General features: G+C 68.0%; 23 protein-coding genes. 11 read left to right on the top strand and 12 right to left on the bottom strand.

Annotated elements, in window-relative coordinates:
* The first annotated feature begins 234 nt into the window (after window positions 1-234).
* On the top strand, window positions 235-669 hold the full coding sequence (locus LRM18_RS03475; protein ID WP_049467122.1) for an EamA family transporter: 435 nt from the start codon (window positions 235-237) through the stop codon (window positions 667-669).
* Between the two features lie 31 nt (window positions 670-700).
* Window positions 701-1093 carry a DUF3224 domain-containing protein gene (locus tag LRM18_RS03470; RefSeq protein ID WP_074725220.1) on the top strand — a complete coding sequence of 131 codons (393 nt, stop codon included), beginning with the start codon at window positions 701-703 and terminating at the stop codon, window positions 1091-1093.
* A 12-nt stretch (window positions 1094-1105) separates the two neighbouring features.
* Here LRM18_RS03470 and LRM18_RS03465 read toward each other — a convergent pair whose 3' ends face one another.
* The 6 genes from LRM18_RS03465 to LRM18_RS03440 form a co-directional block, all read right to left on the bottom strand.
* On the bottom strand, window positions 1106-1747 hold the full coding sequence (locus LRM18_RS03465; RefSeq protein WP_270951142.1) for a response regulator transcription factor: 642 nt from the start codon (window positions 1745-1747) through the stop codon (window positions 1106-1108).
* On the bottom strand, window positions 1740-2795 hold the full coding sequence (locus tag LRM18_RS03460; protein ID WP_049467127.1) for an ATP-binding protein: 1056 nt from the start codon (window positions 2793-2795) through the stop codon (window positions 1740-1742). The genes LRM18_RS03465 and LRM18_RS03460 overlap by 8 nt, the downstream gene beginning before the upstream one ends.
* A 509-nt stretch (window positions 2796-3304) precedes the next feature.
* Window positions 3305-4045: an MgtC/SapB family protein gene (locus tag LRM18_RS03455; protein WP_154330675.1), complete on the bottom strand. Its 741-nt coding sequence runs from the start codon at window positions 4043-4045 to the stop codon at window positions 3305-3307.
* Window positions 4046-4075: 30 nt separating this feature from the next.
* The gene (gene mgtA / locus LRM18_RS03450; RefSeq protein WP_057494872.1) at window positions 4076-6835 is read right to left on the bottom strand and encodes a magnesium-translocating P-type ATPase; all 2760 of its coding nucleotides are present in this window, start codon (window positions 6833-6835) and stop codon (window positions 4076-4078) included.
* Between the two features lie 63 nt (window positions 6836-6898).
* Window positions 6899-7198 (bottom strand): hypothetical protein, encoded by a 300-nt coding sequence (locus LRM18_RS03445; RefSeq protein WP_049467132.1) that lies wholly within the window; start codon window positions 7196-7198, stop codon window positions 6899-6901.
* 293 nt (window positions 7199-7491) lie between these two features.
* Window positions 7492-7791, bottom strand: coding sequence for a hypothetical protein (locus LRM18_RS03440; RefSeq protein ID WP_270951137.1), 300 nt, complete (start codon window positions 7789-7791; stop codon window positions 7492-7494).
* Between the two features lie 262 nt (window positions 7792-8053).
* On the opposite strand from LRM18_RS03440, the gene LRM18_RS03435 reads away from it, so the two are divergent.
* The 4 genes from LRM18_RS03435 to LRM18_RS03420 are packed head-to-tail and all read left to right on the top strand — an operon-like array spanning window position 8054 to window position 14377.
* On the top strand, window positions 8054-9223 hold the full coding sequence (locus tag LRM18_RS03435) for an efflux RND transporter periplasmic adaptor subunit (protein ID WP_270951135.1): 1170 nt from the start codon (window positions 8054-8056) through the stop codon (window positions 9221-9223).
* The gene (locus LRM18_RS03430; RefSeq protein ID WP_270951133.1) at window positions 9220-12333 is read left to right on the top strand and encodes a multidrug efflux RND transporter permease subunit; all 3114 of its coding nucleotides are present in this window, start codon (window positions 9220-9222) and stop codon (window positions 12331-12333) included. Before LRM18_RS03435 ends, LRM18_RS03430 begins: the two co-directional genes overlap by 4 nt.
* A complete protein-coding gene (locus LRM18_RS03425; protein WP_005413570.1) occupies window positions 12330-13019 on the top strand; it encodes a heavy metal response regulator transcription factor in 690 nt (229 codons plus the stop codon). The genes LRM18_RS03430 and LRM18_RS03425 overlap by 4 nt, the downstream gene beginning before the upstream one ends.
* Window positions 13016-14377 carry a heavy metal sensor histidine kinase gene (locus LRM18_RS03420; RefSeq protein WP_064238632.1) on the top strand — a complete coding sequence of 454 codons (1362 nt, stop codon included), beginning with the start codon at window positions 13016-13018 and terminating at the stop codon, window positions 14375-14377. The genes LRM18_RS03425 and LRM18_RS03420 overlap by 4 nt, the downstream gene beginning before the upstream one ends.
* A gap of 9 nt (window positions 14378-14386) precedes the next feature.
* Here LRM18_RS03420 and pip read toward each other — a convergent pair whose 3' ends face one another.
* Window positions 14387-15346, bottom strand: coding sequence for a prolyl aminopeptidase (gene pip, locus LRM18_RS03415; RefSeq protein ID WP_064238631.1), 960 nt, complete (start codon window positions 15344-15346; stop codon window positions 14387-14389).
* Between the two features lie 114 nt (window positions 15347-15460).
* Here pip and LRM18_RS03410 point away from each other — a divergent pair, with 114 nt between their 5' ends.
* From LRM18_RS03410 to LRM18_RS03400, 3 genes are all read left to right on the top strand, one after another.
* Complete coding sequence (locus tag LRM18_RS03410; protein ID WP_270951125.1) at window positions 15461-16126, top strand: TraX family protein; 666 nt, start codon at window positions 15461-15463, stop codon at window positions 16124-16126.
* Window positions 16127-16589: 463 nt separating this feature from the next.
* The gene (locus tag LRM18_RS03405) at window positions 16590-16946 is read left to right on the top strand and encodes a hypothetical protein (protein ID WP_270951123.1); all 357 of its coding nucleotides are present in this window, start codon (window positions 16590-16592) and stop codon (window positions 16944-16946) included.
* 111 nt (window positions 16947-17057) lie between these two features.
* A complete protein-coding gene (locus tag LRM18_RS03400) occupies window positions 17058-18146 on the top strand; it encodes a crosslink repair DNA glycosylase YcaQ family protein (protein ID WP_049467149.1) in 1089 nt (362 codons plus the stop codon).
* Window positions 18147-18423: 277 nt separating this feature from the next.
* Here the strand turns inward: LRM18_RS03400 and LRM18_RS03395 are convergent, their stop codons facing one another.
* The 3 genes from LRM18_RS03395 to LRM18_RS03385 are packed head-to-tail and all read right to left on the bottom strand — an operon-like array spanning window position 18424 to window position 20810.
* Entirely contained in the window at window positions 18424-19500 is a 1077-nt protein-coding gene (locus LRM18_RS03395; RefSeq protein WP_270951121.1) for an ATP-binding protein, read from the bottom strand.
* Window positions 19501-19503: 3 nt separating this feature from the next.
* Window positions 19504-20220, bottom strand: coding sequence for a response regulator (locus LRM18_RS03390; protein WP_270951119.1), 717 nt, complete (start codon window positions 20218-20220; stop codon window positions 19504-19506).
* A gap of 53 nt (window positions 20221-20273) precedes the next feature.
* Entirely contained in the window at window positions 20274-20810 is a 537-nt protein-coding gene (locus LRM18_RS03385; protein WP_270951117.1) for a hypothetical protein, read from the bottom strand.
* Window positions 20811-21076: 266 nt separating this feature from the next.
* On the opposite strand from LRM18_RS03385, the gene LRM18_RS03380 reads away from it, so the two are divergent.
* Together LRM18_RS03380 and LRM18_RS03375 are read left to right on the top strand one after the other, a co-directional pair.
* On the top strand, window positions 21077-22258 hold the full coding sequence (locus LRM18_RS03380) for an efflux RND transporter periplasmic adaptor subunit (protein WP_064238626.1): 1182 nt from the start codon (window positions 21077-21079) through the stop codon (window positions 22256-22258).
* 2 nt (window positions 22259-22260) lie between these two features.
* Window positions 22261-24204 carry a MacB family efflux pump subunit gene (locus LRM18_RS03375; protein WP_270951114.1) on the top strand — a complete coding sequence of 648 codons (1944 nt, stop codon included), beginning with the start codon at window positions 22261-22263 and terminating at the stop codon, window positions 24202-24204.
* Window positions 24205-24320: 116 nt separating this feature from the next.
* Here the strand turns inward: LRM18_RS03375 and LRM18_RS03370 are convergent, their stop codons facing one another.
* Together LRM18_RS03370 and LRM18_RS03365 are read right to left on the bottom strand one after the other, a co-directional pair.
* Window positions 24321-24914 carry a mechanosensitive ion channel domain-containing protein gene (locus LRM18_RS03370; protein ID WP_074725204.1) on the bottom strand — a complete coding sequence of 198 codons (594 nt, stop codon included), beginning with the start codon at window positions 24912-24914 and terminating at the stop codon, window positions 24321-24323.
* Window positions 24915-24920: 6 nt separating this feature from the next.
* Entirely contained in the window at window positions 24921-25787 is an 867-nt protein-coding gene (locus tag LRM18_RS03365; RefSeq protein ID WP_270951110.1) for a glucose 1-dehydrogenase, read from the bottom strand.
* Between the last annotated feature and the right edge of the window lie 63 nt (window positions 25788-25850).

Raw genomic sequence — 25850 nt, 5'->3', positions numbered from 1 at the left:
ATCGAAGGGGAAGTTGAGCGCAAGCCGCGCGCTGCACGGCCGGCCGGGCCGCTCGCGGGCAGCGGGCCCGCTCTGGGCGAGGAGGGTGTCCTGTTCAAGCACGGTGCAATCCCTGCAGATCGCCCCATGGCGATTCCTGGCCCATTGTAGCGGCGGTGATGGGCAGGTGAAGCCCCACCGATGGCAGGGTGGAGTAGCGTTGGCACACCCGCCGAGCAGGCAAGCGAGGGCTTCGTGCAGAACCTACCGCAATGGTTGCTCTGGGCTGGACTGTCCGCCGTGTTCGCAGCGCTGACCGCGCTGTTTGCCAAGGTTGGCGTCAAGGGCGTCGACTCGGACCTGGCGATGGCCATCCGCACCCTGGTGGTGGCGGCGGTGATCCTGCCGCTGGTGGTGCTCACCGGCAAATGGTCCAACCCGCTGCTGCTGCCCGGGCGCACCCAGCTGTTCCTGGTGCTGTCGGCGCTGGCCACCGGCGCCTCGTGGCTGTTCTACTTCCGCGCGCTGCAGAGCGGCGAGCTGGCCAAGGTAGCGGTGGTGGACAAGTTCAGCGTGGTGCTGGTGATCGTGCTGGCCTACCTGTTGCTGGGCGAGCGGCCCAGCCTGCGGGAGTGGAGCGGCATCGGGCTGGTGGTGGCCGGGGTGATCGTGCTGGCGACGAAGAAGTAGCGGAATCCGACTGATCAGACAGGAGCGCGGGATGCAGGGTGAAGCACACGGTACGTTTGAAGTGGATCTGCGACCGGTCGGTGGCAACGACGGCCCGATTGCGGTGATGTCGATCGACAAGACTTTCGCCGGCGACCTGCAGGGCAGCAGTGTCGGCCAGATGCTGGCGTTCCGCACGCCGGTGCAGGGCTCGGCCGGCTACGTGGCGATGGAACGGGTGACGGCCACGCTGGCCGGGCGCCAGGGCGGCTTCACCCTGCAGCACACCGGGCTGATGACCCGCGGCACGCCGGAGCTGAGGGTGGTGGTCGTGCCCGATTCCGGCAGTGATGGCCTGCTGGGCCTCGACGGCACGCTGGAGATCACCATCAGCGAGGGCCGCCACGCGTACCGGCTGCTGTATTCGCTGCCCGATCCGCAGTAGGTGGGGCGACGCTCAGCCGGAACCGGCCTGCAGGCGGTCGTACATGCGCACCAGGTCGACCAGGGTGCGTGCGCCCATCTTGCGCATCACCTGCGCACGGCGGACCTTCACCGTGATCTCGCTGACCCCGAGGTCACCGGCGATCTGCTTGTTGAGCCGGCCGCGCACCACGCCATCGACCACCTCGCGCTCGCCAGCGTTCAGTGAATCCCAGCGCTGCTGCAGCGCGCCCAGCACGTCGCCTTCGCGGCGGCGCTGGCGGTCGATCTCGATGCCCTTGTGGATGGCATCGAGCAGTTCCTGGTCACGGAAGGGCTTGGTCAGGAACTCGATGGCGCCGTCCTTGATCGCGTTGACACCCATCGCGATGTCGCCGTGGCCGGTGATGAACACCACGGGCAACTGCAGGCCATGGCTGGCCATCGTGCGATGGAATTCGAGGCCGCTCTGCGCGGGCATCCGCACATCCAGCACCAGGCACGCCGGCGCGTCTTCCAGGTCGTGTTCAAGGAAGGCCTGGGTGGACGCGAACGCCCGCACCTGCAGGCCCATCGAGGCCAGCAGGTCTTCCAGCGCCGCGCGTACAGAGGGATCGTCGTCGACCACATAGACGATGGGTGCTGGATCGATGGCCGGGGCCGTGGGCTTACGCATGGTGGACATCCGTGGCGACCGGCAGGTCAAAGACGAAGCAGGCACCGCCGCCTGCCGGGCGTTCGGCACGGATCTGGCCGTCGTTGGCCTCGATCATCGAGCGGCTCAGGCTGAGGCCCAGCCCCAACCCGTGTGACTTGGTGGTCCAGAACGCGTCGAACACGCGCTCGGGATGCTCGGCGGGCAGGCCGACGCCACGATCGCGCACGCTGAGGCTGACCCGTTGGCCATCACGCCGGGTCAGCAGGGACAGGCGGCGATCAGCGGCAGGCACCGCTTCCATCGCGTCCACCGCATTGAGGATGAGGTTGCCGACCACCTGCTGCACCTGCACGCGGTCGGCATGCACCGGGGGCAGGTCGGGGTCCAGCAGCAGGGCTACGGCCACGCCATGCCGGTCCAGTTCGCTGCGCGACAGCGCCAGCATTTCCTCCACGGCCTGGTTCAGGTCGAAGGCGCGTCGTTCCGGTGCCGCGCCCTGGGTCAGGCCGCGGATGCGGGCGATCACGTCACCGGCGCGATGCGCGTCGGCGAGGATGCGGGCCACGGTCTGCCGCGCCTTGTCCACGTTCGGTGGGTCCTGCGCGAGCCAGCGCTGGCAGGCCTCGGCGCTGCTGGCGATGGCCGCCAGCGGCTGGTTCACTTCATGCGCGATGGAGGTGGTCAGTTCGCCCACGGTAGACGCGCGCGCCACCCGCAACAGGCGGCCCTGCGCCTCCTGCACGGCGGCCTTGGCCGCTTCCATGTTCAGCGCGAGGTAGGTGGTGATGCCGATCACCAGCATGCCGATCACCGAGTTGACCAGGCCGATGCGGTAGGTGCCGAAGCGGGTCAGGAAGAAGCTCAGCCCGGTCAGCGCGATGCAGGCGATGGCCAGCGTGATCAGGCCGCGGGCGGCCAGCACGCGCGACGCCGCGAGGATGACCGCCGCGTAGAAGCAGGCGGCGGCAACCGCGTAATCGGTGACGGTGTCGATCAGGAAGATCGCGGCCATCACGACGATCAGGGCCAGCAGCACCAGCGGGCGGCGGGGCGACAGCGATGGCATCGGGACGGCTCCCTGGCGTGGGGTGAAAGGATAGCAAAGCCGCCATCGGTAGATGCCGACCGGTAGTGCCGGCCGCTGGCCGGCAACTGCACGGTGTTGCCGAAGCTCATGAGGTTGCCGGCCAGCGGCCGGCACTACCGCAGCGGTGGGCGCGCCGAGGTGATGCATGGTGCGTCCGGGATCGTGAGGTTGCCGGCCAGCGGCCGGCACTACCGCAGCGGTGGGCGTGCTGAGGCGATGCACGGTGCGTCCGGGATCTTGAGGTTGCCGGCCAGCGGCCGGCACTACCGCAGCGGTGGGCGCGCCGAGGCGATGCACGGTGCGTCCGGGATCGTGAGGTTGCCGGCCAGCGGCCGGCACTACCGCAGCGGTGGGCGCGCCGAGGCGATGCACGGTGCGTCCGGGATCGTGAGGTTGCCGGCCAGCGGCCGGCACTACCGCAGCGGTGGGCGTGCCGAGGCGATGCACGGTGCGTCCGGGATCGTGAGGTTGCCGGCCAGCGGCCGGCACTACTCTTCCAGGCTGGCGTTCCAGAACCCCTGCAGCACGCCGGGCGTGGTTGCCAGCGTGGCAAGAACCGCATCCAGCTCTCCGGCATCGACCGCGGTCGCGTACAACACGGCTTCGATTTCCACGTCACGTTCGCCGAATGGGCGCTGGTCCACCGCGCGCACCGGGTACTGCGCCTGCTCCAGCAGCAGCAACAGCCGGTCCAGCACCTCGGCCTGCTGCTCGCGCTGGCAGACCACGTTGATCGCATACGTGGCCTCGCTGAACGCTTCCGGCAGCGGCTGCCGCTGGATGCGGTTCACCACCGGCCGCAGCAGGGTGTTGGCAGCCAGCACGAACACTGCGGCCAGCACCGCTTCGGGCAGCAGCTTGATGCCGGCACACGCGCCCACTGCCGCCGATCCCCACAGCGTGGCCGCGGTGTTCAGGCCGGACACCTGCGCGCCCTCCTTCATGATTGCGCCGGCACCTAGGAAGCCAACGCCGGAGATCACATAGGCGACCACATGCAGTGGCGACGGCGGGCCGCCGTACAGGTCATGGAAGCGCACCGCCAGGTCGACGAACACCGCTGCACCCACTGCCACCAGTGTATTGGTACGCAGGCCGGCGGTGCGCTGGCGCAGCTGCCGCTCCAGGCCGATGGCCGTGCCCAGCACGAACGCCACCGACAGGCTGATCAGCGAGCTGAGGGTTGCGCCGGCGTTGAACGCCGGCAGGTTCGGGTTGATGTCGAGCATCCATTTCTCCTGGACGAGGCCGGCGGGCGCCTACTGCCAGCCGTAACGACGGATGTAGAACTTCTTCAGCGCAGTGGTCAGCACCGCATAGCCGACCAGGATCGCGACCAGGAACGGCCAATAGCCGGCGGGCAGCGCCTGCAGCTTGAAGTAGCCGGCCAGCGGGCTCATCGGCAGGAACACGCCGATGGCCATGATCAGGCCGGTCATCAGCAGCAGGGGCGGCGCGGCAATGCTCTGCAGGAACGGCACCTTGGGCGTGCGGATCATGTGCACGATCAGGGTCTGGGTCAGCAGGCCGACCACGAACCAGCCGGACTGGAACAGGCCCTGGTCGGCCGGCGTGCGTGCGTCGAACACGTACCACATCAGTGCGAAGCAGGTCAGGTCGAAGAGCGAGCTGATCGGCCCGAAGAACACCATGAAGCGGCCGATGTCCGCCGGGTTCCACTTCAGCGGCCTGCGCACCAGTTCCTCGTCAACGTTGTCGAACGGGATGGCGATCTGCGAGATGTCGTACAGCAGGTTCTGCACCAGCAGCTGCAGCGGCAGCATGGGCAGGAACGGCAGGAAGGCCGAGGCCACCAGCACCGAGAACACGTTGCCGAAGTTGGAGCTGGCGGTCATGCGGATGTACTTCAGCATGTTGTTGAACGTGCGCCGGCCCTGGATGACGCCTTCCTCCAGCACCATCAGGTTCTTCTCCAGCAGGATGATGTCGGCCGCCTCCTTGGCGATGTCCACCGCGCTGTCCACGCTGATGCCGATATCGGCTGCGCGCAGCGCCGGCGCATCGTTGATGCCGTCGCCGAGGAAGCCGACCACCTTGCCCTGCGCGCGCAGCTCGCGCACCAGCCGCTCCTTGTGCAGCGGCGTCAGCCGGGCAAACACGCGATGGTGGTGCAGCGCCCGCGACAGCGCGCCGTCGTCCATGCGCTCGATCTGCGGGCCGGTCAGGATGGTGTCCGCGTCCAGTCCCACCTGAGCGCAGACACGGGCGGTCACCAGCTCGTTGTCGCCGGTGAATACCTTCACTTCCACGCCATGCGCGGCCAGCGCCTGCAGCGCCTGTGCGGCCGATTCCTTCGGCGGGTCCAGGAACGCCACGTAGCCGACCAGGGTCAGTCCACACTCGTCAGCCTGCGTGTACACCGTCTGGTGGGCTGCGGTCTCCTTCATCGCCACCGCCACCACGCGCAGGCCCTGTTCGTTCAGCTCCTCGGTGGTCTGCCGCACCCGCGCCAGGCGACGCTCGTCCAGTGGCATGTCCTGGCCGTTCTCGCGCACGGTGCTGCATACCGCCAGCATCTCTTCCACCGCGCCCTTGCAGATCAGCTCATGGTGGTCCTCGCGTTCGGATACCACCACCGACATGCGGCGGCGCTCGAAGTCGAACGGGATCTCGTCCACCTTGTGGTAGTCCTGCGACAGCCGCAGCGAGCTCTGCAGCTCCACGTGCTCCAGCACCGCGCGGTCCAGCAGGTTGATCAGGCCGGTCTGAAAGTGGCTGTTGAGGTAGGCGAACTTGAGCACGTCTTCCGAATCGTGGCCGAACACATCGGTGTGGCGCTCCAGCGCGATCCTGTCCTGGGTCAGGGTGCCGGTCTTGTCGGTGCACAGCACTTCCATCGCGCCGAAGTTCTGGATCGCATCCAGGCGCTTGACGATCACCTTGCGCCGCGACAGCAGCACCGCGCCCTTGGCCAGGGTGGAGGTGACGATCATCGGCAGCATTTCCGGTGTCAGGCCCACCGCCACTGACAGCGCGAACAGGAACGCCTCGGTCCAGTCGCCCTTGGTCCAGCCGTTGATCAGCAGCACGAACGGCACCATCACCAGCGCGAAGCGGATCAGCAGCCAGCTGACACTGTTGACGCCGGCCTGGAACGCGGTCGGCGCACGGTCGGTGGCGGTGCTGCGCTGGGCCAGCGTGCCGAAGTAGGTGCGGTTGCCGGTGGCCAGCACCACGGCGGTGGCGGTGCCTGACACCACGTTGGTGCCCATGAACAGCAGGTTGTGCTGTTCCAGCAGGCCAGCCAGGCCATCGCCGGGGTGCGCGAACTTTTCCACCGGCAGCGATTCGCCGGTCATCGCGGCCTGCGCGACGAACAGGTCCTTGGCGGTCAGCACGCGGCAATCGGCCGGAATCATGTCGCCGGCCGACAGCACGATGTGGTCGCCGGGCACCAGCTCGCGGATCGGCAGGTCCAGCAGGCGTGCCGGGCGACGGCTGTGCAGGTGCGCGCCGAAATACTGGTCGGCCACATCCGCAGCCTCGGTGCCGGGATTGCGGCGCAGCACGCGCGCAGTGTTGCCGACCAGGGCCTTCAGCCGCTCGGCGGCCCGGTTCGAACGACCCTCCTGGACGAAGCGGATCAGCGTGGACAGCAGCACCATCGCGCCGATCACCACGGTGGCCTTGATGTCCTCGGTCAGCCAGGACACCGCCGCCAGCACGGTCAGCAGCAGGTTGAACGGATTGCGGTAGCACTGCCACAGGTGGCGCCACCACGGCAGCGGCTTTTCGTGATCCACCTCGTTGGGGCCGAGCGCGGCCAGCCGCTCCTCGGCTTCATGCGGGCTGAGGCCGTCGGCGTGCGATTCCAGCGTGGCCAGCAGTTCGGCTTCCTCCTGCTGGGCAAGGGTGACCAGGCCGGTGGTGAGCGCGAACGGCGCCGCCTCGGCGCTGCCCGGGCCGAACCCGGCCTCGGGCATCGCGCGGCGGCGGAACAGGTTGCCTGCGCGGCGGCTGCGCAGGAAGGCGTTGAACCAGGCATTGAGCAGGCTCATGGGACGCTCCTTGAATGTCAGAGCCGGCCGCAGCCGGAACACGAACGGAATGGGTGAGGCAGATCAGGCGTGGCGCATCGCCAGCACCGCCGGCGACCACGGCTGCATATGCAGGCGCTGGCTGCCGCCGATGCATAGCGGCTTCATTGCATCGCGCAGGGGATAGGGCAGGTGGCGCAGCACATTGATGCGCTCGCTGATCGGCAGCAACGACAGCGCGTCGGCCACCACGCGGGGTGAACCCAGCGACAGCGACCGGGCGAACATGACCGGGCCGTGCTGCAGCAGTTGGCTGCGCAGGCCGGCGACATCGCGCTCACCGATCAGGCGGCGCAGGGTGATGTAGAGGATCTTGTAGGACATGGGGGCGATCTCCAGGCAGGCGGCGCCTGGCGGTCCCCCGTCACTCAGGCAGGCAGGGACCGGCGGGCAGGCGCCAGGAACGGGCAACAAGCGGTCATCCGGGGCGCGGTGCGCCCGGCAGGGTCGGGGTCCATCTGCGTCTCCATGAGGGGAGGGTGCCAGCCAGGGTTGCCCTGGCCAGTGGCGCTATTGTCCGCCCCTGAATGGGGCAGGCCTAGAGGCCCGTGGGTTAGCCCGGCTATACCTTGGTATAGCCGGGCACACGCGGTGCCGATCAAGAATCCAGTGGTGGGTCAATGTGCGCCGCTGGTCTGCTTGCACACGTCGTACTCGCCACGGGTCAACGTCTTGTCACGGTCGGTATCGCAGGCGTGCAAGCGTTCGGCCCAGTCCGGAGCCACTGCATCGACTTCCGCCAGGGTGACAATGCCGTCCTTGTCCTTGTCCAGCGACTCATACGTCGGTATCAGCTTCACTTCGGTGACGTCCTCGGCGGCGGTGGCCTTGCTTGCCTCCTGGGTCTTGGAACAGGCGCCCAACAGCAGGCCGATGGTGATGACGAGGACAGCAGGAACGTAGCGAATACCGGTCATGACAGGCTCCAGAAGTAGGGACGCGGGCCACGGGTGTGGATGGCCACGGCCGGATATTCGGCCCGGATCTGTAAGCGAGCTGCGAAGAACCGAGCGGGTCGCCAGATGGCGGTGGGCCACCGTTCACCCGCCCGCCCCATGCGTGTACCGGCCACACCTGACGAAATTGTCAGGCAGGCGACAGCAAGGCGCCGGAGGCCAGCCGGGAGGATGGCATCAGGCCCGCGCAGCCCCCGCGCCGGCACCGGTATGGATCCCTGTCATGCGAATTCCCTTCCTGTCCGCACGAATGCGTCGCCGCCACCTTGTCCTGGGCGTGTTGCTGCTGGTGGTGTTGTCGCTGGTGATGCTGTTCCAGGGTGTGCCGCGCAGCGACGCGCAACCGGCCAATGCGCCGCCGCCGGTACCGGTGGTGACCGGCCGTGTCGAGCAGCGCGACGTGGCGCATTGGCGCAGCGGCGTAGGCACGGTGCAGTCGTTGCAGAGCGCCGTGCTGCGGCCGCAGGTCGATGGCGTTCTGACCGAGGTGCTGTTCGAGGAGGGCCAGAAGGTGCGCAAGGGCCAGTTGCTGGCCCGTATCGATGATCGTGCGATCCGTGCCGACCTGGGTGGCGCACAGGCTGCGGTGGTTCGCGACCGTGCCACGCTGGATGCCGCGCGCTCGGACCTGGCGCGGCTGCAGCACCTGTCTACCGACCAGCTGGTTTCGCGGCAGATGCTGGAGCAGCAGGCGGCCACGGTACAGCAGCTGCAGGCCACCCGGCGTGGCAATCAGTCGGCGGTGGATGCCGCACAGGTGCAGCTGTCGTACACCCGTATCCTGGCGCCGATGGATGGCCGCATCGGCCTGCGCCAGGTGGACCCCGGCAACCTGGTGCGTGCCACCGATACGCAGGGACTGGTGACGGTCCAGCAGACAGATCCGATCTCGGTGGTGTTCGCGCTGCCGCAGGACGCGTTGCCGCAGCTGCGGCAGGCACTGGCTGCCGGCGAGGTGGCGGTGCAGGCGCTGGACCGCGATGGTGGCCAGCGCCTTGCCGAAGGCACCCTGCAGGTGATCGACAATCAGATCGACGAGACCTCCGGCACGGTGCGGTTGCGTGCCCGCTTCGCCAATGCCGACGACCGGCTGTGGCCCGGGCAGCTGGTCAGCGTGCGGGTACGCATCGGCCAGACCACGGACGCACTGGTGGTGGACGCTGCCGCAATCCAGCGCGGTGTCGAGGGCAGCTTCGTCTACCGCGTAGTGGGAGATGGGAGCGTCGAGGTGCTACCGGTCACCGTCGGTGAAGCCGAGAACGGGCAGGTGGCCATACAGGGCGAGCTGCGGGTGGGTGATGTGATCGTGCGCGATGGCCAGTCGCGCCTGCGCCCGGGTGTGGTCGTCACTGAAGCCGGCGCACCGGTTGCCAGGGCCGGGGCCGCACCATGAGCACCCGCGTTTCGCTGTCCAGCTGGTTCGTCCGGCATCCGGTGGCCACCACGCTGCTGACGCTGGCGGTGATACTGCTCGGCGTGGCCGCGTTGCCACGGCTGCCGGTGGCACCTCTGCCTGAAGCGGAATTCCCGACCATCCGCGTCAATGCCAGCCTGCCCGGCGCCAGCGCCGAGACCATGGCGTCGGCGGTGGCTACGCCACTGGAAACGCAGCTGACCGGCGTGCCCGGCATCATCGAGATGACCTCCACCAGCGCGCTCGGCAGCACCTCGATCACGCTGCAGTTCGATCTGGAAAAGAACATCGATACCGCCGCACAGGAAGTACAGGCGGCAATCAATGCGGCGGCCGGGCGCCTGCCCAGCGACCTGCCGAACCTGCCGACCTGGCGCAAGGTCAACCCGGCCGACAGCCCGATCCTGGTGCTCAGCGTGGTCTCGGCACAGATGTCGATGACCGAGCTGAGCGACCTAGCCGAGAGCCGCCTGGCGCGTTCGATCAGCCAGATCAGTGGCGTGTCCGAGGTCAATATCGTCGGCCAGCAGCGCCCGGCCATCCGCATCCAGGCCCAGCCGGAGCGGCTGGCAGCGATGGGCATGACCCTGTCCGACCTGCGCGGCGTGGCCCAGAACGCCAGCCTCAACCAGGCCAAGGGCGCGCTGATGGGCGAACAGCGCACGTCCACCTTCGAGGCCAACGACCAGCTGTTCGATGCCCAGGACTACCGCCAGCTGGTGGTCGCCTACCGGCAGGGTTCGCCGGTCACGCTGGGCGATGTCGCGCAAGTGGTCGACGGTGCCGAGAACGCCTACGTGCAGGCGTGGCCGAACGGGCAGCCGGGCGTGGGCCTGATCATCAGCCGGCAGCCGGGCGCGAATATCGTTCGCACCACCGATGCGGTGCTGGCCGCCTTGCCGGAGCTGCGCGCCAACCTGCCGGCCAGCGTCGATGTGGAAGTGCTCAACGACCGCACGCGCACCATCCGCGCGTCGCTGCACGAGGTGGAGGTCACCCTGGTGCTGACCATCGTCCTGGTGGTGCTGGTGATGGGGCTGTTCCTGCGCCAGCTCTCGGCCACGCTCATCGTCGGTGCGGTGCTGGTCGTAGCGCTGGTCGCCACGTTCGCCGCAATGCATGTGGCCGGCTTCAGCCTCAACAACCTCACCCTGGTCGCACTGGTGGTAGCGGTCGGCTTCGTGGTGGACGACGCCATCGTGGTGGTGGAGAACATCCACCGCCATCGCGAGGCCGGTTTGGGGCCCGTGGAAGCGGCACTGAAGGGTGCCGAGGAGATCGGCTTCACCGTGGTGTCGATCAGCCTGTCGCTGATCGCGGCGTTCATCCCGCTGCTGTTCATGGGCGGCGTGGTCGGGCGCCTGTTCGCGGAGTTCGCGATGACCATCACGGTCGCGATCCTGATCTCCATCGTGGCCTCGCTGACGCTGGCGCCGATGATGGCTGCGCACCTGATGAAGCGCATGCCGGCCCATCGCGACGGCCAGGACACGCTGGCCGGGCGCCTGTTGGCCGGCTACGACCGCAGCCTGCAGTGGGCGTTGGGCCACCAGCGGCTTGTCCTGCTCGGCTTCGGCGCGACGGTGGCGGTAGCGGTGGCCTCGTACGTGGTGATCCCGAAGGGCTTCTTCCCGCTGCAGGACACCGCCTTCGTGTTCGCCACCACCGAAGCGGCACAGGACATCGGCTTCGAGGAGATGGCGGCCAAGCACCAGCAGCTGGCGAAGATCGCCGCCGAGGATCCTGCGTTGCAGGCCTACAACCATGCGGTGGGTGCCACCGGTGGCAGCCAGACCCTCTCCAATGGCCGCTTCTGGTTCATCCTGAAGGACCGCGGCGACCGCGACGTGGACGTGCATGGCTTCATCGACCGGCTGCGCGCGAAGATGGCCAGCGTGCCGGGCATCACCGTGTACATGCGGGCGGCGCAGGACATCAACCTGGGCGCGGGGCCGGCGCGTACGCAGTACCAGTACGCACTGCGCGGCCAGGACAGCAGGGAGCTGTCACGCTGGGCCGAGCAGCTGACCGAACGCCTGCGCGGGCTGCCGCAGCTGCGCGACGTGTCCAACGATCAGCAGGTCGGCGCCAGCGTTACCCGGTTGCAGATCGATCGCACCGCTGCGGCGCGCTTCGGCTTGACCGCCAACGATATCGACCAGGTGCTCTACGATGCGTTCGGCCAGCGCCAGATCAACGAGTTCCAGACCGAGACCAACCAGTACCGGGTGATTCTGGAGATCGCGCCCGGCCTGCTTGGCCAGGTCGATGCGCTGTCCTACTTCCACCTGCGTTCGCCGCTGACCGGGCAGATGGTGCCGCTGTCGGCGGTGGCCCAGGTGCAGCCGCCGGGCAACGGGCCGCTGTCGATCAGCCACAACGGCATGCTGCCGGCGGTGAACCTGTCGTTCAACCTGGCGCCGGGCGTCTCGCTGGGTGAGGCGGTTACCCTGGTCGAGCAGGCACAGGCGCAGATCGGCATGCCCGACAGCATCAACGGGCGCTTCCAGGGCACCGCACAGGCGTTCCAGGAATCGCTGGCCAGCCAGCCGTTGCTCATTCTGGCCGCGCTGCTGGCCGTCTACATCATCCTCGGCGTGCTGTACGAGAGCTTCGTGCACCCCCTCACCATCCTGTCCACGCTGCCGTCGGCCGGTATCGGTGCCGTGCTGATGCTGTGGCTGTGGGGGCTGGATTTCTCGATCATGGCGCTGATCGGCATCGTGCTGCTGATCGGCATCGTCAAGAAGAACGGCATCCTGATGGTCGACTTCGCGCTGGATGCCCAGCGCAACCGCGGGTTGACCCCGCTGCAGGCCATCCACGAGGCCTGCCTGACCCGCTTCCGCCCGATCATGATGACGACGTTGGCGGCGCTGCTGGGTGCCATTCCGCTGATGATCGGCTTCGGCACCGGCTCGGAGCTGCGCCAGCCGCTGGGTGTGGCGGTGGTGGGTGGCCTGCTGATCAGCCAGTTGCTGACCCTGTACAGTACCCCGGTGATCTACCTGGCCCTGGACCGGCTGTTCCTGCAGCGCCGACGCGAACGCAGGGCGGCCGCCGGTGCCGCGCTGACGGAGCCCGGATGAAACTGCTGATCGTCGAGGATGAGAGCAAGACCGCCCACTACCTGCGCACCGGCCTGGGCGAGCAGGGCTGGGCGGTCGACCTGGCCGCCGACGGCGTGACCGGCCTGCACCTTGCCCGCGAGTTCGACTACGACGTGATCGTGCTGGACGTGATGCTGCCCGGCATGGACGGCTTCAACGTGCTGCGCGAACTGCGCCGCAGCAAGCAGACCCCGGTGATCATGCTGACCGCGCGCGACCGCGTGGATGACCGCGTGCACGGGCTGGGGCAGGGTGCCGACGACTACCTGGTCAAGCCGTTCTCGTTCATCGAACTGCTGGCGCGCCTGCAGGCGCTGGTCCGGCGCGGCCGCCAGCAGGAGCCGACCGAACTTCAGGTGGGCGACCTGCAGGTCAACCTGCTGGCGCGCCGCGCCTATCGTGACGGTGCGCGACTGGACCTGACCGGCAAGGAATTCGCGCTGCTGGCCCTGCTTGCGCAGCGGCGCGGGCAGATCCTGTCCAAGACGGTGATCGCCGCGCAGGTCTGGGACATCAATTTCGACAGCAACACCAACGTGGTGGAAGTGGCGATCAAGCGCCTGCGCAGCAAGCTTGACGGCCCGTACCCCAGCAAGCTGCTGCATACGGTGCGCGGCATGGGCTACGTGCTGGAAGTGCGCGATGACGAGGGTGATGGTCGATGAGGTGGTCGATCGCCCAGCGCCTGTCGGCGATGTTCGCGCTGGCCGCGCTGCTGGTATTCGCCCTGCTGGGCATCGGCGTGTATGGCGTGCTGGAACGGCAGGTGGTGCGTTACCAGCACGCCGAGCTGCAGACCAAGCTGCACGCGGTCAGCGGCAGTGTGGCGATGTGCGATACCCGCGAACGCTGGAGCAAGGTGCGCGACAAGGTCGGCAACCTGATTTCCGGCGACCGCGACACGCTGGTCTGGGCCTGGAGTGACGACCCGACCTTCCGCATCGGTGGTGAGCGCCCACAGGTGCAGCCACCCAATGGCCACGACAGCGGCATGGGCACGTTGCAGCGCGAGGGCCAGCATCCGCTGCGTACGCTGTATGAGCGCGTGCCCGGCAAGGGCGTGCGGCCGGCGGTGGACCTGTGGATCGGTATCGACTCCGAACCGTACACGCATGCCTTGCAGCGCTTCGCCGTGGCGCTGTGGGTTGCCGGCGGGCTGGGCGTGCTGCTGGTGGCCGGCCTCGGCTACTGGATCGCGCGCCTGGGACTGGCCCCGTTGCGCGCGCTTTCGGACGAGGCGCGCTCGCTCAGCCCGCAGCGGTTGTCACAGCGGCTCGGCACACAGGCGCTGCCGGCAGAGCTGGGGCACCTGACGCATGCCTTCAACGGTGCACTGGATCGCCTCGAGGCCGCCTACACGCGGCTGGATGCGTTCAACGCAGACGTGGCGCATGAGCTGCGCACGCCGCTGGCCAACCTGATGGGGCAGACCCAGGTGGCCCTGTCACGGCCGCGCGACAACGCGCAGCTGCAGGACGTGATGCAGTCCAACCTGGAAGAGCTGGAGCGGCTGCGCGCCATCGTCAACGACATGCTGTTCCTGTCGCGGGCCGGGCAGGGCGACATCGCGATGGAGACCCGGCCGGTGGCGCTGGCCGACGAAGTGGCCGCCGCCGGGGACTTCCTTGAATTCCTGTTCGAGGAAGCCGGGCTGACCCTCCGCATCGAAGGTGATGCGACCGCCAGCATCGATCCATCGCTGTTCCGGCGTGCCCTGACCAACCTGCTGCACAACGCCGTGCAGCATGCGCGGCCCGGTACCGCGGTGCGGGTACAGCTGCAGGCCGAAGGCAAGGGCGCGCGCATTGCGGTGTTGAACGAAGGCGATGGCATCGCCGCCGAGCACCTGCCGCTGTTGTTCGAGCGTTTCTACCGGGTTGACCAGGCCCGCGAGTACCGGGGCGAACGCCACCACGGCCTGGGCCTGTCGATCGTCAAGGCCATCGCCGTGCTGCATGGTGGCGATGTGTTCGTGGCCAGCCGCAACGGGCTGACCACGGTGGGGTTCACGGTGGCGTGTTGACGCTGCGGGTCAGGTGCCGTTGCCGAACCGGTCGGCAAACGCATCCGTGGCCCGCACCAGCGCATCGACCGTGGCCGGCTCGTTGGCGCTGTGGCCGGAGGTCACCATCTCCAGCCGCGCTTCCGGCCAGGCCTTGGCCAGGTCCCACGCGCTGCGCGGCGGGCAGATGATGTCGTAGCGCCCCTGCACGATCACGCCGGGCAGGTGGCGGATGCGATCGATATCGCGCAGCAGCTGGTCGGGTTCCAGGAAGATGCCGTTGCGGAAGTAGTGCGCTTCAATACGGGCCTTGGCCAGCGTATCCAGCGGATCATCGGTGGATTGCGTATCCACGTCGTGCTGCAGGGTGGCGGCGTTGTCTTCCCAGCCCAGCCAGGCCTGCGCGGCTTCGATGCGGGTCGTCTCGTCCGCGCTGTCCAGCCGCGACCAGTAGGCTGCGATCATGTCACCACGCTCGGCTTCTGGGATGTAGGCCTCATAGCGGTCCCAGCGCTCCGGGAAGATCCAGCGCGCACCCCCATCGGCCTCGGCGAACCAGCGGTTCTCCATTTCGCGGCCGAGGAACACGCCACGCACGATCAAGCCGGTGGCGCGCCCGGGATGTGCCTGCGCATAGGCCAGCGACAGCGTCGAACCCCAGGAGCCGCCGTAGACCAGCCAGCGCTCGATGCCCAGGTGCTCACGCACCTTCTCGATGTCACCGACCAGGTCCTGCGTGGTGTTGTCGCGCAGCTCGCCGAACGGCGTGGAACGGCCGCTGCCGCGCTGGTCGATCAACACGATGCGGTAGCGCGCCGGATCGAAGAAGCGGCGATGGGTCGGCGAGATGCCAGCACCCGGCCCGCCGTGCAGGTACACCACCGGAATGCCCTCCGGCGTGCCGCACTCTTCGATATGCAGCGTGTGCAGATCGCTCACCGGCAGGGTGAATTCGCGGTAGGGCTCGATGGCCGGGTACAGGGTGCGCATGGCGGGTGTCTCACAAGCAGGGGCGGCCAGCATAGCGCCGCCACCTGCTGGCTGCAGCGACGGACTCCTGCGCGGCGCTGGAAATGGGCTGGCCGATGCGCATAAGCTTCCGCGATGCAAGCGACCACGACCGGGACGACCACGTTCAACCTCACCCTCGGCAGTGGCGCACGCGAGCTGCTGAAGTGGATCGCGCTGCTGACCATGACCGGCGACCACGTGGCCAAGGTGGTCTTCGGTGGCTACGTGCCGGTGGTCAGCGAACTGGGGCGTATTGCCTTCCCGCTGTTCGCGCTGGTGATGGCCTGCAACCTGGCCCAGCCCGGGGCCGACCTGCGCAAGTCGATACGCCGGCTCGCGCTATGGGGGCTGATCGCGCAGCCATTGCACGCACTCGCGTTCGGTTCCTGGCTGCCGCTCAACATCCTGCTGACCTTTGCCCTGGCTGCGGTGGCCGTGCATGCGCTTGCGAACAATCGGCCGGTGCTGCTGTTGCTGGCTGCCGGTGTGCTGCCGATGGTCGTGGACTACCAGTGGGCCGGCGTGGGCGCCGTGCTGCTGGCCTGGATCGCGTTCCGGCATCGGGCGTGGTGGCCGCTGCTGGTTGGGCTTGCGGCGGTGTGCTGGGCCAACCACAACGGCTGGGCATTGCTGGCCGTTCCGGTGGTGCTGCTGGCCGCGCGGGTGCCGTGGCAACTGCCGCGCTGGCGCTGGGTGTTCTACGGGTACTACGTGGGACATCTGGCGGTGCTGGCGTTGTTTGCACATCTGCTTGCGTAATGTCGGAACTGGCATGTCGCCAGCCTCGAAAGCCGGATGCGGTCAAGGAATGCGCGTCGCAGGTATGGGTGAAGCATGCCGCCATCGGCATGGCGCAAGTTGTTGAATCTTCGGCTCGATTGTCGATATGCGACAATGGCGTCGCTGCGTAAACGTCGCTGTCTTGGCACGTGGGTTGTTGGCGCGTGCCACGCCGTTGTGCACATGATGGGTTGCCACCGAAAACGGGTGGCCGGGGCCTGGAAACCTCGTTGAGTAAGTGCTGTTTACGCTTGCCAGCCGGCGTCGCCTTGTGCGGCGTCGGCTGGCATTCCGTTCGCGTTCCATGGCGGGCGGTGCGTGGAGGTGGGCGCAAGCCCACCGCCCGGGTATAGCACTGACTCACGGGATTTCCAGCCACGTACCGTCCGCCGCCTTGATTGTTAAGGGCGGTGGTCCCGTATGCCTTGCACGGAGACCTGCCATGAACGCATCGGAGTTCCCCCATCAGCGCGCCCCGGCCAATGCCGACGAGGGGCACGACAACGCGTCTGATCCCAACAGCCTGATGGCCCTGCTGCATCGCATCGGGTTGGGCGCGGCCGCCGACGGACAGCCCTGGCCCGAGCGTCATCAGCTGCCAGGCCGCTGCCTGGCCTTGGCCGATGCCGACGGTGCACTGGCCGGGCTGCGCATCGTGCAGGAAATCCTGCTGGCGGCCGAACGCGCCCGTCAGAACGGTGGCCCGGAACAGTACGTCGGCGATCGCGTGATGGAAGGTCTGAAGCTGGCCGCGCTGGCGTTGACCAACCACGCCATCTACCGCCTGCATCCGGAATGAAACGTTGAACCACGCCGTGCGTGGATGGTGTCGGCGGACCCTCCAGGCACCCGCCAGGCATGGCTTGGCGCTACTGGACGGATCCCGCATGGCCGGGAATACAATGCGGCCATGCCTGCCACGCCCACTCTCGATGATCTGCGCCGCTACGCGGTGGCGCGCACGCTGTTCAAGCCGACCACGCTGCTGACCGCGATCCGGCGGCTGGGCTTCGTGCAGGCTGACCCGATTCGGGCGCCGGCACGCGCGCAGGACCTGACCCTGCGCCACCGGGTGAAGGACTACCGCGCGGGAGATCTTGAGCGGCGCTACACGCGTCTGCCGGTGGAAGAGGATTGCCTGGTGAACTATGGCTTCCTGCCGCGCGAACACCTGGGCTTGATGCATCCGCGCGTGGCCAAGCGGGTATGGGACGCCGATACCGAACGTCGCGCAGCAGATGTACTGGCCTTCGTGCGCGAGCGCGGCAGCGTGCATCCGCGCGAGGTCGACCAGGCGTTCGCGCATGGGCGGGTGACCAACTATTGGGGTGGCACCAGCAACGCCAGCACGCACCTGCTGGATGGCATGCACTACCGCGGCCTGTTGCGGGTGCAGCGGCGCGACAGTGGAACGCGCATCTATGCGGTGGCTGAACACCCGCAGGCCGACGCCAGCGAACAGGCGCAGATCGAACGTGCTGCCGCCCTGATCGATCTGGTGGTGCGCAAGTACGCACCGCTGCCGTCGGCCAGCCTGACCTATCTGGTGCGCCTGCTGGGCTATGGCGCTCCGCACCTGGCCGAGCAGACCCGCAAGGCACTGGCACTGGCCAAACAGCAGTTGGCCAGCTGCACGGTGGAGGGCACCACCTGGTACTGGCCGGCGGACGAAAATCCGCGCTCGCGCCGCCATGCGCCGGATGAACAGGTGCGCCTGCTGGCGCCGTTCGACCCGGTGGTGTGGGATCGCCGCCGTTTCGAGCTGCTGTGGGATTGGGTCTACAAGTTCGAGGCGTACACGCCTGCGCCGAAACGCCAGTACGGCTACTACGCACTGCCGGTGTTGTGGCACGATCAGGTGGTGGGCTGGGCCAACCTGAGCATGCGCGAAGGCGAGCTGGTGTCGAGCGTGGGTTATGCCGGCAAGTCGCTGGCCCGCGACAAGGTCTTTCGTGGCGCGCTGGACGACGAGCTGCAGCGCATGGCGGAGTTCCTGTAGCACCCAGCGAAGCATGGGTACCTATCGCGCCGGGTAGTCGCCAACCTTGGTTGGCCCCGCGATGTGTCGTTGTCCATCAAGCGGGTCGTCCACCGGTCAAGCGGCATCCTTGTGATCCGCAGAGACGTGACCGGGGGTAACGCCATCGGTGGCGGCAAGGCGGCCGATGGTCAGTACGAACAGGTGTTTCATGGAATGCCTGGGTGGGTCGGGGGTAGAGTCGACTGTTAGTCGACTGCCCTTTGCGAACTCGGGCTTGCTAGGGCAGCGATGGCCCTCAACGACGCACGTGCACTGGCCAGCAGATCTCGAACGCGCTGCCACCACGTTCGGTGGCCCGGCATCGTGCCGTACCGTGATGGGCCACGGCAATCGCGCGCACCACCGCCAGGCCCAGCCCGGAGCCACCGCTTTGGCGCGAACGGGACACATCGGTGCGCTGGAAGGCTTCGAAGATGCTGTCGCGAAGATCGTCCGGCACACCGGGGCCACCATCCTCAACCGTCACGATGCAATGGCCCTCCGCCAGCGACACGCGGACCTGCAACGGACAGGGAATGGCGTGGCGCCGCGCATTCTCCAGCAGCGCCAGCACCGCCTGGCGGATGCGCGCCGGATCGCAGTCGGCCAGTGAGGGTCGTGCGTCCAATGTCACCGAGAAACCACTTGCGGTCAGCGCCTCGGACATCGCGTCCACCACTGCCGCCACCTGCACGCGGACATCGCTGCGCTGCAGGCGCAGATCCAGATGACCGCTCTCGGCCAGGCTGACCACGCGCAGGTCCTCGATGATGCGGGTCAGGCCTTCCAGCTGGGTGAGCATGCTGTTGAACTGCTCGGGCCCCGGCTCGAACACGCCTTCGGCGATGCCCTGCAGGCGGCCACGCAGGATGGTCATCGGCGTGCGCAGTTCGTGTGCGATCGCCGCGTTCCAGAACACGCGGTTCTCGGACATCCGGCTGAGCCGCTCGGCCATGGAGTTGAAGTCGTTGACCAGCGTGGCGGCCTCGGCCATCGAGGTGTCGCCGCCGCGTGCGCGCGCTTCCAGGTCACCGCTGGCCACGCGACGCAGGCTGGCGGCCACCGAATTCAACGGGGTGATGATGCGCCGGGTCAGGCGCGAGGCGATCAGCGTGGCCAGCGCGACCACCACGGTGGCGGTCAGGCCGATCCACAGCCACTCCAGGCCGGAAGGCATGAGCGTCTTCGGCTCGTCGTACCAGCGCGGATAGAACACCTCCAGCAGGTAGTAGAACAGGTAGAAACCGCTGATCGACAGTACGGTCGAACACAGCGAGGCCACGGTGATCGACAGGCTGATCTGGCGGCCGATGCTCTTGCCTTTCGCACTCATCATTCAGTCCAGGAAGCGGTAGCCGACGCCACGGATGGTGGCGGGAACGCCGATCACGCCGACATCCTCCAGCTTGCGCCGCAGCTTGCTGACATGGCTGTCGACGGTGCGCTCCTGTGCATCACCCTCGGGCAGGCAGCTGTGCAGCAGATCCACGCGCGTGTGCACCTGGCGCGGCGCACGCGCCAGGTGCGCCAGCAGGCGGAACTCGGTGAGGGTGAAATTCAACACGTGGACCTGCTCGCCGGCGCACACCATCACCTCGTGGCTGCGCAGGTCGATCTCGAACGGCCCCTGCCGGATCAGCCCATCGGCCGCGTGCCCGGTGCACTGGGCACTGCGGCGCAGCACGGCGTGGATGCGCGCCACGATCTCGGCCGGGTTGAATGGCTTGGCCACATAGTCGTCGGCGCCGACGCGCAGGCCGGTCAGCTTGTCCACGTCCTGGTCGAGCGCGGTGAGCATGATCACCGGCGTATTGCCGCGCCGGCGCAGCTCGCTCAGCACCTGCCAGCCGTCCATCCTGGGCATCTGCACGTCCAGCAGCACCAGGTCCGGACGCAGCTGGCGATGGCTGGCCAGGGCCGCTTCGCCGTCAGCGGCGCGGGCACTGCGCAGCCCGGAGCGTGCGAGGTAGGCGCCGAGGATGTCGGCGATTTCACCCTCGTCTTCGGCAATCAGGACCAGGGGCGCCGGTCGGCTGCGGAGTTCATGTTTCATCGGCGGGTACGCGTCTACGGGCGTTGCGGGGACATGCGGCATCAACGGCAGCGTCATCGTCGGCGCTCCATGGCCTGCGCTTCCGCGTCGGCTGCCCAGGCCAGCGTGGCCAGCACCAGCGTGCGATGCAGGGACGGCTCCACCGGCCCCGCGCCGCGCAGCTGCTGCACGATCAGCGTGGAGAGCGCAGCCGGCAGGTGGGTCCAGCGGCAGTCCATCGGGGTGGCATCCACCCGTGCCTGCAGGCGTGCCGCCATGGCGGTGATGGCGCGCAGCCGCAGGGCCAGCAGGGCCAGCAGCAGCAGCGCTGTGGCCGCCAGCAGCAGGTACAGCGCGGCGTGGGCGCCGAAGGCCGTGGCCGACGTCAGCGCCAACCCGATCAGCAGCAGCGAGACGGCTGTCCCCGCGCGGGTGGCGTGGCCGGGGCCGTCGCTGCGGAACCACGCCAGTGCGGCGGCGCCGAAGCCGGCCAGCAGCGGCGGCATCGGCTCCTGGCTGGCCAGCAGCCACGCCATGGTTGATGCCATCACCAGCGCCAGCGACCAGGGCGAGGGCGCACACCAGGCCAGGTAAGCGCGGCGAACATCCATCGGGGGCAGCTCGGGATAGGGACGGGTCACGGCAGGCAGGCAGTCGGCGAGGCCGCCGAGGCTAGCGCCCGTTGATGGAGACTTGATCGAGATTGTGTCGAGATTGCGTGGAGCCGCGCCGCGGATTCAGCCGCCGACGCGGTGCATGAACAGTTGCCGCGTCTCCATCCAATCTCCACGGTGGCTCCAAGAAACATCCACCTGGGGCTCCCAGACTGCGGACCTGGCAGCCGCACCCGGCGGCTGCACGCACCCCGGATGTTTTCATGAACAACCGCAGGACCTGGATCATTGCCGCAACGCTGGCCGTTCTTGCCGGCGCGGGCAGCTGGTGGGCGTTTGCCGATGGCGATGATGCCGCCTTGATCACCGCACCGGCCACGGTTGCCGATCTGGAGCGGACCGTGCAGGCGGTCGGCCGGGTCAATCCAAAGGAGCTGGTGGCCGTGGGCGCGCAGGTCTCGGGGCAGGTCAAGCGCCTGCACGTGGTGCTGGGCCAGCACGTACAGGCCGGCGACCTGATTGCCGAGGTGGATTCACAACCGCAGCGGATTGCCCTGCGCAGCGCCGAGGCGGCCGCCAATGCGCTGCGTGCGCAGCACGCGGCCAGCCAGGCGCGCTACACCCAGGCGCTTCGCACGTATGATCGGCAGTCGCAGCTGGTGGCATCGCGCCTGGTCTCGCAGGAGAGCTTTGAAGCGGCGCGCGTGGCGCGCGACGCGGCACGTTCGGATGTCGCTGCATTGCAGGCGCAGATCGACCAGGCGGTGACCCAGGTCGAAACCGCCCGCATCAACCTGGGCTACACCCGTATCGTCTCGCCGTCCGCGGGCTACATCGTGGCCATCGTCACCAAGGCGGGGCAGACGCTGAACTCGATGCAGACCACGCCGACCCTCGTGATGCTGGCACAGATGGACATCGTGACCGTACGCGCCGAGATCGCCGAGGCCGACGTGGAGCTGATCGCACCCGGCCAGCGGCTGTGGTTCTCGACGCTGGGTCCGAGCGGGCGCCGCTACGAATCCCATCTGCAACAGCTTGAGCCTGCGCCGTCGTCGATTGCCGACGCAGCCAGCGGCAACAGCGGCGGATCGGCGCAGACGCCCAAAGCGGTGTACTACGCGGGACTGTTCGACGTGGCCAATCCGGGCCTGATGCTGAAGCCCTCGATGACGGTGAAGGTGACGATCCAGCTGGCACGCGTGGCCAATGCGCTGCAGGTGCCGCGGAGCGCATTGACCGAGGCCGGTGACGGGGCCGGTACCCGCGCGACCGTGCGGGTGGTTGATGCGAAGGGCCGTGCCCGCGAGCGCGCAGTGACCACCGGCCTGCGCACCGCCACCGCCGTGCAGATCCTGTCCGGCCTGGAAGCCGGCGAGAACGTGGTGGTTGGCCAGGCATCCAGCGGCGGCGACGCCGAGCCGGCCAGCCTGCTGGGGATGTGAGCATGGCCGACGCACTGCTGGAACTGCATGGTGTATCGCGCGCCTATCGCTCGGCCGCCGGTGAAGTGGTGGTGCTGAAGGAGGTCTCGCTGCGCATCGACGCCGGTGAGTTCATCGCCATCATCGGCCCCTCGGGCTCAGGCAAGTCCACCCTGATGAACATCCTGGGCTGCCTGGACCGGCCGACTGAAGGCAGCTACCGCGTGGATGGGGTAGCGACCGAGCAGATGTCGCCCGACCAGCTGGCACGCCTGCGCCGCGAGCACTTCGGCTTCATCTTCCAGCGCTACAACCTGATGGAGAACCTCAGTGCCACCGAGAACGTAGCGTTGCCCGCCGTCTATGCCGGCGTGGACGCCGACGCGCGCACCACGCGGGCTCGCCTGCTGCTGGAAACACTCGGCCTGGGCGAGCGGAACACGAACCGGCCCAGCCAATTGTCCGGTGGCCAGCAGCAGCGCGTTTCCATCGCACGCTCGCTGATGAACGGCGGCGCGATCGTGCTGGCTGACGAACCCACCGGCGCGTTGGACCATGCCAGCGGCCAGCAGGTGATGGCCGAACTGAAGCGCCTGCACGGCCAGGGCCATACCGTGATCCTGGTGACGCATGACGCGGCGATTGCCGCCCATGCGTCGCGTGTGATCGAGATCGCCGATGGACGCGTGGTGGCAGATCGACAGGCGCGAGGCCAGCCGGTGCGACCGCATGCAGACGCTTCGGAGCGCGCACCCGCCGTGGCCGCCGACCGGCGCGCCCGCGTCGATGCCATGCGGGAGGCGACGCGCATGGCAGTACGTTCGATGTGGGCCCACCGGCTGCGCACCTTGTTGACCATGCTGGGCATCATCATCGGCGTGGCTGCCGTGGTGACGGTGGTGGCACTGGGCAAAGGCGCGCAGGCACAGGTCGAGTCACAGATCAACGAACTGGGTGCCAGCACGCTGGAGATCTTCCCGGGCACTGATTTTGGCGACCCGCGATCGGCGGAGATTGAAACACTGGTGGTGGCCGACGCCGATCACCTGGCCGCATTGGGCTACGTAGACAGCGTAAGCCCCAACCTGAGCGGTTCGGTGGCCGCGTTGCAGGGCAGCCGGCGTGCCAACACGCAGGTGCTTGGCGTGGGCGCTGACCTACCGCGCGTGCGCGGGCTGCGGCTGAAGGCCGGCCGGTTCTTCACGGATGACGAGGTGCACGCGCATCGTGCTGTCGGCGTGCTCGACCAGAAGGCGGCCAAGGCGTTGTCCAGTGGCAGCCCGGTGGGCAGCACGGTGCTGCTGGGCGGGATGCCGGTGGAAGTGATCGGCGTGGTGGGGACCAGTGCGTTCGCCGGTGGCGCAACGCCGACGGTCTACGTGCCGTACACCTCGGCGGCTTCGCGGCTGCTGGGCAGCCCGCGCCTGGAGAGCATCACCGTGCGGGTGCGCGATGACGTGCCAACCCGTGCAGCGGAGGCATCGTTGGGTGCCGAACTGCAGGGGCTGCACGGGCGTCGTGATTTCTTCATCTACAACGCGGACCAGATCCGCAAGGCGGTGATGAAGTCGAGCCAGACCCTGGCCGCGTTGGTCTCGGCCATCGCGGCGGTGGCGCTGGTGGTCGGCGGGGTGGGCGTGATGAACATCATGCTGGTGTCGGTGAAGGAGCGCGTGCGCGAGATTGGCGTGCGGCTGGCGGTAGGGGCGCGGCAGGGCGACATCCTGCGCCAGTTCCTGATCGAAGCGGTGTTGATCTGCCTGTTCGGCGGGGCGCTGGGCGTGCTGTTGGCCTTTGGTGTCGGCGCGTTGTCGAGCCTGCTGGCGCTGGGCGTGCCGTTCCTGTTCACGCCGGGGCCGGTGCTGGCCGCGTTGGTGTGTTCGTCTGCGATCGGGTTGGGCTTCGGCTACTTCCCGGCACGCAGTGCGGCACAGCTGGACCCTATCCAGGCATTGGCGGCGGAGTAGGGTCGCCCGCGGGGGCACCTGTAGAGCCGAGCCCGCGCTCGGCTGCACTCCGTTCGGCCGCGATGCCCCCTGCGCTGCGCGCAGCAAGCCGGGCATGGGCGCGGCGCTGCCGCTGCTCAGCGCACCTTGCCCTTTATCGGCAGGCTGCCCGGCAGCTGCGAATAGCCGCTGTCACCCCAGTGGCGGGTAATGCGCTGGAAGAACAACGAGTTCGGCACGCGCAGCAGGCAGCCGCGCGCGCCGTCGCCACGATCACTCAGCGTGGTGTAGATCAGGTTGATGTCCACCACCTGGCCACACAGGCCCGGCTTGTCCACGCTCTCCAGTACCTCGATGGTGTCGTTGATGCGGAACGGGCGCGTGGCGACGATCAGGAACGAACAGAACAGGTTGGACAGCACGCTCCATGCGGCGAAGAATGCCACCGCACCGACTGCCATGAAGCCGGTCAGCGCGGTCCACAGCACCGAGCGCGACACGCCCAGGCGCTCCAGTATCAGCAGCGTGGCCGCCAGGTACAGCAGCAGCGCACCGCCGCGGCGCAGGCCTACGTGCAGTTCAGGCGCCAGCCGGCCGCGCTGCCGGGCCTGCACAAGCAACCACGCCAGGGCACGCACCATCAACCAGGCCACCCCGAGAATGACCAGCACCTCGGCCACCGGCACCACCACCAGCAGCCAATCCGCGATCCAGGCAGGCAGTCCGGCCATGAGCGGTCACAGCGTTGCCGCGCCGCCGGAGATGGTCAGCAATGCACCGGAGGTGTAACTGGCGCTGTCCGAAGCCAGCATCACGTAGGCCGAGGCCAGTTCGGCGGGTTGCCCGGGGCGGCCGAACGGCGTTTGCGAGCCGAACTGCTCGACCTCTTCGGCGGCCATGCCTGCCGGAATGAACGGCGTCCAGATCGGGCCGGGCAGCACGGCATTGACGCGGATCTGATGCTCGGCCAGCAGGCCCGCCAGCCCCAGCGTCAGGTTGGCGACGGCGCCCTTGGTCGCAGAGTACGGAAGGATGTTCGGGGTCGGTCGCTTGGAATTGACCGATGCGGTGTTGATGATCGCGCCGCCACCGCGCAGGTGCGGCACGCACAACCGCGTCAGATTGAACACGGCATGGACATTGGTATCGAACGTCCGCTTCCAGTCATCCAGGGTGATGTCGTCGAAATGCTCGTAGTAGCGCTGGTAGGCCGCGTTGTTGACCAGGATGTCGAGACCGTCCAGCTCGCTGGCCACACGATCCACCAGCGAGCGCGCCTGCGCCGGGTCGCTGATGTCACAGGGCACGAGCACGGCCTTGCGCCCGGCCTGATCGATCTGCTGCTGTACATGGCGGGCGTCGTCCTGCTCGCCATCGAGGAACGCGATGGCGACATCGGCGCCCTCGCGCGCGAAAGCAATGGCCACCGCTGCGCCGATGCCGCTGTCACCGCCGGTGATCAGTGCCTTCTTGCCCTGCAGCTGGCCATGGCCGCGATAGCTGTCCTCGCCGTGGTCCGGCCGCGGCTGCATCTGCGCGGTCTTGCCGGGGAAGGATTGCTGTTGGGCGGGGAAGGGCGGGCGTGGGTAGTCGGGCAGGGCCATCGTCACTCTCCGATCGTTGATTGACCCCAGTTTCGCGCCGAACGGGTAAATGACCGGAGGGTA

Origin of the sequence: Stenotrophomonas sp. PI_27 (assembly GCF_027854495.1) — a bacterium.
In the GTDB taxonomy this organism is placed as follows: Bacteria; Pseudomonadota; Gammaproteobacteria; order Xanthomonadales; family Xanthomonadaceae; genus Stenotrophomonas; species Stenotrophomonas pavanii.
Note: the sequence above shows the minus strand (reverse complement) of the source record. Positions and strands in the feature narration are given on the sequence as shown.

What these genes read in the sequence shown, in the direction of transcription:
- LRM18_RS03470 (WP_074725220.1), top strand. Translation starts at nt 701, where the DNA reads ATGCAGGGTGAAGCACACGGTACGTTTGAAGTGGATCTGCGACCGGTC.
- LRM18_RS03465 (WP_270951142.1), bottom strand. Translation starts at nt 1,747, where the DNA reads ATGCGTAAGCCCACGGCCCCGGCCATCGATCCAGCACCCATCGTCTAT.
- LRM18_RS03460 (WP_049467127.1), bottom strand. Translation starts at nt 2,795, where the DNA reads ATGCCATCGCTGTCGCCCCGCCGCCCGCTGGTGCTGCTGGCCCTGATC.
- LRM18_RS03455 (WP_154330675.1), bottom strand. Translation starts at nt 4,045, where the DNA reads ATGCTCGACATCAACCCGAACCTGCCGGCGTTCAACGCCGGCGCAACC.
- mgtA (WP_057494872.1), bottom strand. Translation starts at nt 6,835, where the DNA reads ATGAGCCTGCTCAATGCCTGGTTCAACGCCTTCCTGCGCAGCCGCCGC.
- LRM18_RS03445 (WP_049467132.1), bottom strand. Translation starts at nt 7,198, where the DNA reads ATGTCCTACAAGATCCTCTACATCACCCTGCGCCGCCTGATCGGTGAG.
- LRM18_RS03440 (WP_270951137.1), bottom strand. Translation starts at nt 7,791, where the DNA reads ATGACCGGTATTCGCTACGTTCCTGCTGTCCTCGTCATCACCATCGGC.
- LRM18_RS03435 (WP_270951135.1), top strand. Translation starts at nt 8,054, where the DNA reads ATGCGAATTCCCTTCCTGTCCGCACGAATGCGTCGCCGCCACCTTGTC.
- LRM18_RS03430 (WP_270951133.1), top strand. Translation starts at nt 9,220, where the DNA reads ATGAGCACCCGCGTTTCGCTGTCCAGCTGGTTCGTCCGGCATCCGGTG.
- LRM18_RS03425 (WP_005413570.1), top strand. Translation starts at nt 12,330, where the DNA reads ATGAAACTGCTGATCGTCGAGGATGAGAGCAAGACCGCCCACTACCTG.
- LRM18_RS03420 (WP_064238632.1), top strand. Translation starts at nt 13,016, where the DNA reads ATGAGGTGGTCGATCGCCCAGCGCCTGTCGGCGATGTTCGCGCTGGCC.
- pip (WP_064238631.1), bottom strand. Translation starts at nt 15,346, where the DNA reads ATGCGCACCCTGTACCCGGCCATCGAGCCCTACCGCGAATTCACCCTG.
- LRM18_RS03410 (WP_270951125.1), top strand. Translation starts at nt 15,461, where the DNA reads ATGCAAGCGACCACGACCGGGACGACCACGTTCAACCTCACCCTCGGC.
- LRM18_RS03405 (WP_270951123.1), top strand. Translation starts at nt 16,590, where the DNA reads ATGAACGCATCGGAGTTCCCCCATCAGCGCGCCCCGGCCAATGCCGAC.
- LRM18_RS03400 (WP_049467149.1), top strand. Translation starts at nt 17,058, where the DNA reads ATGCCTGCCACGCCCACTCTCGATGATCTGCGCCGCTACGCGGTGGCG.
- LRM18_RS03395 (WP_270951121.1), bottom strand. Translation starts at nt 19,500, where the DNA reads ATGAGTGCGAAAGGCAAGAGCATCGGCCGCCAGATCAGCCTGTCGATC.
- LRM18_RS03390 (WP_270951119.1), bottom strand. Translation starts at nt 20,220, where the DNA reads ATGAAACATGAACTCCGCAGCCGACCGGCGCCCCTGGTCCTGATTGCC.
- LRM18_RS03385 (WP_270951117.1), bottom strand. Translation starts at nt 20,810, where the DNA reads ATGGATGTTCGCCGCGCTTACCTGGCCTGGTGTGCGCCCTCGCCCTGG.
- LRM18_RS03380 (WP_064238626.1), top strand. Translation starts at nt 21,077, where the DNA reads ATGAACAACCGCAGGACCTGGATCATTGCCGCAACGCTGGCCGTTCTT.
- LRM18_RS03375 (WP_270951114.1), top strand. Translation starts at nt 22,261, where the DNA reads ATGGCCGACGCACTGCTGGAACTGCATGGTGTATCGCGCGCCTATCGC.
- LRM18_RS03370 (WP_074725204.1), bottom strand. Translation starts at nt 24,914, where the DNA reads ATGGCCGGACTGCCTGCCTGGATCGCGGATTGGCTGCTGGTGGTGGTG.
- LRM18_RS03365 (WP_270951110.1), bottom strand. Translation starts at nt 25,787, where the DNA reads ATGGCCCTGCCCGACTACCCACGCCCGCCCTTCCCCGCCCAACAGCAA.